Annotated in this window: 1 protein-coding gene; it reads right to left on the bottom strand. The window is 74.9% G+C overall.

Annotation, left to right across the window (positions count from 1 at the left end; all coding sequences use genetic code 11):
- On the bottom strand, nt 1-6881 hold a 6881-nt coding region (locus KIK08_RS35990), incomplete at both ends, for a DUF4781 domain-containing protein (protein WP_214407792.1).

Below are 6881 nucleotides of genomic sequence, written 5' to 3' on the forward strand. Positions count from 1 at the left end.
GTGCGCCGCGCTCGGCCATCGCCGCGCTGACGGCCTCGGCCACCGGCCCGCGCGCCCCGCCCTCGGCCACCACCGCGACGGCGGCCGGCGGGCGCTCGTTCCGGGCCATGGCGAGCAGGCCGTCCGCCCCCACGGTGGGCAGGATCACGGCGAGCGACATGCCCACCCAGACCCCCCACGCCCGGGCCTTGCTCGCGACCTTCATCCGCAGCGTCATCGGCTGCTTCGGCGGCACCGGAGTGTCGAACACGGTGCCGGCCTTCTCGCCGGCCTTGCTGGCGGCGATGTTGTAGCCGTACTCGGTCATCAGCCGGTCGGTGTTGCGCTGGTGGCTCGAGCGAGCCTGCTCCTCGGGCGACCACCTGGCCGCTTCCGCGTCGAGCTTCTGGTGCGCCTCCCGGGTCCGCTGCAGGACGTCCTGCGGCAGGGGCTCACCCTTGCGCCCGGCTTCCTGCAAGCGCTGCTGGCCCTCGGCGATCTCCTTGCGCAGCGCCGCCGCGGGCCCGCGGTTCGCGGCGGCGCCCATGGTGATCCGCACGGCCGGCGCGGGCCGCGTCCCGGCCGCGGGGGCGCCCTCGGCGACGATGTGGCCGACCGGCCGGCCGTCGACCGGGCGCATCTCGAAGCGCAGGCCGCCCAGCTCCCCGTTCTTGATCTGCTCGACGACCATCGCCTTCTGCAGCGGGCTCATCCCGCGCAGCCGACCGGTGAACTCCGCGACCGGGACCGCGTCCCGGCCCCCCATCGCCACCGGGTCGGGCCCGACACGGGGCGTCGCCGGGTCCGCGCCACGGGCCGGCGCGGGGCGCACCAGCCCCAGGTCGCGCAGCGCGGCGCGGACCGCGCCCGGCGGAGCACCGGTCGCCCGGGACAGCTCGGCGACGGAGGGTCGGGCGCCGTTGGTCGCCGCGCCGAGGTGGGGGCGCAGCGCCGCGGCCTCCCCCGCGCGCAGCGCGAAGCGGACGTTCGCCCGGCTCACGCCGAGCTGCCCGGCGAGCCCGGCGACCGAGGGCCGGCCGCCGTTGTCCACGGTGATCTGCCCGATCCGCTGGTTGAGCCCGTTGAAGCCGGGGCCCCAGGCCTTCACCCGCTGCGCGGCCACCGCCCTGCCGGCCGCGTGCGCGCCACCGCTGACGAAGGTGAGCGCACCGATGCTGGTGTCGATCCAGAACTCGTCGCGCTGGGCCGGGGTCAGCGATTCCCAGTTGGCGATCTGGGTGTAGGTGCTGTGCGCGAACTGGCCGGCGAAGGCCACCCCACCGGCCGTCTGCAGAACCGTGCCCGTCTTCGCCACCGCGGCGGCCCGCGGCGCACCCGCGGCGACCTTGAGCGCGCCGGCCTTGGACAGCAGCGAGCCGGAGCCGACCAGTGCCGACGCGCCCACCGTGATCCACAAGGACCGGGCGGTGGGGTCGGACAGGCCGATGCTCTGGTTGTGCTGGCTGCGCTGGTGCAGCTCGAGGCCGGCCGAGGTGCCGAAGGCCACACCACTGCCCACGAGCGCCGCGGTGCCGAGCGTGCCCGCGCCCAGGGTGGCCCCGCCGACCGTCACCCCGACCGGTGCGCCGACCCCGCTCGCGATCAGCAGTCCGGCTCCCACCACGAGCAGTCCGCGCCCGGTCCACTTCAGCCCGGTCTTCCAGCCGGGGTCCTCGTGCCCGTCGACCTGGCGCAGCGAGCCCGGGGCGTCGACGGCGCTGCCGAGGTCCACGGGCAGCAGCAGGTTCTGGTCGTCGGCCAGCGAGTTGTTCTGCTGGTAGTCCTTGAGGCTGTCGTAGGTGGCACCCTCGGCGTCGACGTAGCGGATCCGGCCGTCGTCCCCGCGGACGCGGAACAGCACCAGCTGGCCCGGGTAGCCCTTCTCCGGGTGCTCGGGGTCCTGGACGAAGACGGTGATCGCCCCGACCTCGCCCTTCTCCCCCGCCTCGACCGTGCCGAAGTCGCCGCCGCCGATGTCCTCCAGCGCTTCGAGGGCCTTGTTCGTCTTCTCCTCGTCGCCCTCGTTCATGCCGTTGAGCAGGCTCTCGATCTGGGCGGGGTCGACCGTCCGGATCCGGGCGAGGTCACGCTCGGTCTGCGCGGCTGTCGCCTGCGACGCCCAGTCGGCGATGACGTCGGCGTCCTGGGCCTCCTGGCCGCGGAACAGGTTGCCGACCTCACCCGGGTACTCCCGGTAGCCGGGGGTGTTGATGGCCGAGTTGAGCACGTAGACCGTGTCGGCCCGGCCGGTGGACGGCAGCGCCAGCGGGTACCGGACGACGGTCTCGATGCCCTTCGGGTGCCACAGCAGCGCGCTGTCGGCGGTCCGGAACCCGAAGTCCTCGGAGACCGCGCCGTAGGCGGCGCCGGCCCCGTTGGCGATCACACCGAGCTGGATGGCGAGGGGGTCGTCGGCGCCGGCCTCCCCCGTCCGCGCCTCGGCCAGCGCGGTCATGTCGGCCTGGAACCGGTCCAGCCGGGAGAGGCGGCCGGCCAGCTGGGTCTCGTCGGCGGCGCCGGCGAACGCCAGGTCGAACTGGCGCAGCGCGGCCCCGTCCGGCGTGCTGAACGGCAGCGCCTTCGCCCGCTCCTGCAGCGAGCCCTGCATCGCGACGATCCGGCCGGCCTCCGCGGTCAGCGCCTCGTCGCGGGCCACCAGCTGGTCGTAGAGCGGCTTCGGCAGCCCGTCCGGGTGGGCCGCCATGGCCGCGGCGATGTCGTCGTCCAGCGCCATGCGCTGGGGCAGCAGGGCCGTGCGGTGCCCGGTCGCCGCATAGCCGGCCAGCCGGTCCGCGTCGGCCTGCACCTTCTGCTCCGGGGACAGCTCGACGAAGGGCAGGCCGTCATCGATGGCCTGCTGCCGCTCCAGCGGGGAGGACACGATCACCTTGCCGGCCGCGTCGACCGGTCGCCCCTTGGCGTCGACGCCGAGCGCCTTCTGCAGCTTCTCGTTGGCCGCCAGCAACGACCCGGCGCCGGCATCGGCCGGCAGCCCCGGGTCCTCCCCGACCGCGCGGTTGTCGGTGTCGATGAACGGCCGCTGGTACTGCATCGAGGTCAGGCCACCGCTGATCGCGACGTTGACGTCCAGCCGCTGGGAGCGGTAGGCCGCCTTCGTCAGCAGCGCGAGGTCGTCGGCGAACCGCTGCTCGGTGAAGGTGCCGTCGGCCTGCGCGGCCGCGACCCGGTTCGCCGCCGCGGTGACCGCGTCGGCGTTGTCGACGGCCCAGCGGCTGTCGGAGCGGTTGTCGGCGTCGGCGTTGGTGAACCGCGCCGAGGCGAAGTCCCGTTCGGCCGGGCTGAGCTGGGGCAGCGCGGCGTCGTAGGCCGCCTTCTGCTCGGTGGTCAGCGCCGCGTACTGCTTCGGGTCCAGCGGCGGGAGCGGGTCGCCCTCCTTGACCCCGAACGGGGCGAGGGCCTCGGCCAGCTCCTTGTCGACCGGGGTGCCCATGGACGGCCGGACGAACGTCGGGTCGATCAACGACAGGTAGCCCGGGTCGAGCTCCCCGCGGCCGATCAGCTGCTTGGACGGTTCGTTGCTCGTGCAGACCGTGGTGATGCCCTCGCCGCACGCCCACCCGTCGTTGGCGCCGTACTTGTCGATGTCGGTCCGGTTCGGGTACAGCAGCACGACCGGCTCGCACAGCACTGCCGTCTCGCACACCAGCGTCCGGTGCCCGCCATCGGGCTTGACGGTCTCGCCGGCGCAACCGCCGGTCCCGGAGCCCGGCACGTGGCACACCGCGAACCCGCCGTTGCCGTTCGCGTCGCGGTAGCCCTGGGTGAACGAGCAGCCCTTGCCGGTGCAGTACTGGGCGTCGCCCTGCGGGGTGAAGCTGCGGACGTCGCCGTAGCCGAGCATCTCGACCGAGAAGTAGCCGTTGGGCGTCTTGGTGTTGCGGTTGCCGGCGAACTCGTCGTGCATGGTGCAGACCGCCGAGCACGTGCGCACCGTCGCGTCGACCGGCTCGTCGGTGGGCAGCGGCCCCGAGTAGCCGCCCGGGACGAGCTGCGGTCCGCGGTAGGTGCAGGCCACGGTGCACGCGCCGGTGTCGACGCCCCGGTTGCCCGGCACCGTCTCGGTGCACATGCCGGTGCAGCCGAAGCTGCCGCCCTTGCCGTCGCTGTACGGCGTGGTGGCGGTGACCCGCCAGCTGGCCTCGACACCCCGGTTCGGGATGTCCTCGCCCAGCTGGATCGACGACGGGCCGCTGTAGCCGTAGCTGCCGCCCGGGTTGAGCATGATCTGCCCGGGCCGGCCCCAGTCGACCTCGCCCTCGTTGCTGATCCTGCGCCCGTCGGCGAAGGTGATCGACCCGGTCTGCCCGGTGATCTCGTAGCGGCCCTGCTGGACGATCTGGCCGTCGCGGTAGCCGGGGGTGAGCAGGTTGACGTAGTTGCCGAAGCCGGTCGGGGTGCTGGGGCCGTCGCCGTTGGCGACGATCTTCGCGCCCTCCGCGGTGGTGAACAGGCCCTCGCCGTTCCACTGGATGCGGCCCGGGTCGCCCTGCGGGGTGCGCCCGACGATCTGCACGTCGTGCCCGCTGATGTCGAAGGTGTCGATCTTGTCGCCGGCCTTGAGCGTGCCCGAGCAGCCGTTCTGGCAGGTGGTCTGGAACCGGCCGCCGTTGGCGTCGGCGAAGCTGGCCGTGTTCCCGCTGCCGTCGCTCGGCCCGGCCTTGTAGATGATCGTGCTGCCGCCGTGGCCGTCGGTGAGGCTGCCGTCGCCGGCCACCCAGCCCTCGCGGCGGCCCCGGTCGTCGGCGTAGAGCGAGGCCCCCCTCGAGTCGGTGGCCACGTCGTGCCGGGTGCCGCCGGGGGTGGTCGGGTTGGTGACGGTGATCTTGCCGTGCTCGTCGACGGTGATCCGCTGCCCGCTGTCGCCCTCCAGCGAGCAGGGCGCGACGCACGACCTCTCCTTCGGCTCGCCCTGGCCGGTGAACTCCCTGGTCGTGAGGGTGCAGTTCCGCTGCTCGCAGGTGGCCTTGCCGCCGCGCACGTTCGTGCCCAGGCTCTGGTCGATCGGCTCGCCGTCCGGACCGATCACCCCGGCGGTGATCATCTGGTCCTTGATCGAGGGCACGGTCACGGTGAACACGCCGCCCCGCCCGCCCTGGGCGAAGTTGGCGCAGTTGCCGGTGCAGTAGGCCTCGCCGCCGTCGGGGTCGCGTGGGACCGCGACCGCGGTCACCCCGCAGCCGCCGTTGCCGCTGCCCGAGCAGCGTGCCCACTTGTTCGCGTCGTAGCGGCCGCCGGCAGTCGTGTAGGTGGGGTCGACCCACTCGCGGGCCGAGTCGTGCGCCTCGGCGAAGTAGCTGGCCGAGCAGTTCGCCGCCCCCGAGCAGGAGGCGCCCGCGCCGGCATGGTTGCCCTGGGCGTAGGCGTAGGCCGACACCCCGACCCCGCCGCCACCCACGCCGCCACCGCCCGAGCCGTGCGCGTTCGCGCGGGCGAAGGACCCGGACTGCGGGTCGCGGGCTGAGGCCGACGCCGAGGCCTCGTAGGAGTGGCGGCACCGCACGCCGGCCGAGCCGCTGCACGACGCCGCGGCGTTCGCCGAGCCCGGACCGGCCGAGGCCTGCGCCATCACCGAGACGTAGCCGGAGCCCTCGCCCCCGCCGCCGGAGCCGTGCGCCGATGCGTTCGCTGAGGCGCCGGCCGCCGACGCCGAGTCGGCCGCGCCCGCCTCGTAGCGGTGGGCGCACTGCACGCCCGCGGTGCCCTGGCAGCTGGCCTGCGCCTGGGCCTGGCCGTTGCCGGCCAGCGCGGCCGCGGCGACGTTGACACCGCCGACGCCCTCGCCGCCCCGGCCGGACCCGGCGGCCGACGCCTTCGCCCACGACCCGCCGCCACCGGCGTTCGCCGTGACCGAGGCGTCGTAGCTGCGCCGGCAGGTGACACCCGCGGTGGCGGTGCAGCTCGCCTGCGCCTGGGCCACGGCCTGGCCGTTGCCGGCCACCGCGCCCGCCACGGCGACCGCCGCGCCACCGCCCTCGCCGCCGCTGCCCGCGGCATCGGCCTTCGCCTTCGCCGTGGCGCCGCCGCCGCTGGCCTTCGTCTTCACCGACGCCGCGAACTCGTGCTGGCAGGAGACCCCGGCGGTGCCGGTGCACGCGGCCTGGGCCTGCGCCTGGGCCTGCCCCTTGCCGGCAACCGCCATGGCCGAGGTGATGACCTGGCCGGCGCCGGTCTTCCCCTTGCCCTCCCCGGACGCCTCGGCCTTGGCGGCCTTGCCCGCCTTGTCCTTGCTCTGGGCCTCGTAGCTGAACCGGCAGCCGGTGCCGGCGCTGCCCTGGCAGCCACCCGCGGCCATGGCCTGGGTGGCGGTGGTCTCGGCGACCGCGGTGGTCTGGCACCAGCCGTCGCCGGCGCCGCCGTCGGAGCCGCAGCTGGCCTCGGCGGTGGCCTTGTTCCCGGCCGTGCGGCTGGTCTGCTTGCTCTCCGCGGCGATCCGGTGGCTGCATTCCGAGCCGTCCGAGCCGGCGCAGGCCGCGGCGGCCTGCGCGGCGACGTCGCTGGCACCGACCTGGGTCGTGCCCGCGCACTGCCCGTCCGCGCCGGTGACGGTGCAGGTGGTGTCGGCGGTGGCGTTGTTGCCGTCGTAGACGGCCTTGCCGATGGTGCGGGTGGCGCAGTCGGCGCCGGCGCACTCCGCGGCGACCTGGGCGCTGTGGTCACCGGTCATACCGCTGGTAGCGGTGCCACACACGTCGGTCGAGGCGCAGGTAGCCGACGCCAGGGCCTGGCTGGTGCGCGGGTGGGCGGTGACCGGGCCGGCGGCCAGTTCGGCGGCCTTCTTCGCGGCCAGGCCGGCGGCCGCGTCCGCGGCGCCCTGCGCCTGGCCGGCGGCCTGCTGGGCCCGGGCGGCGGTCTGCTTCGCGGCAGCGGCGTCGGCGGCGGCC

The sequence above is a fragment of the Pseudonocardia lacus genome, assembly GCF_018531445.1.
Lineage (GTDB): Bacteria > Actinomycetota > Actinomycetes > Mycobacteriales > Pseudonocardiaceae > Pseudonocardia > Pseudonocardia lacus.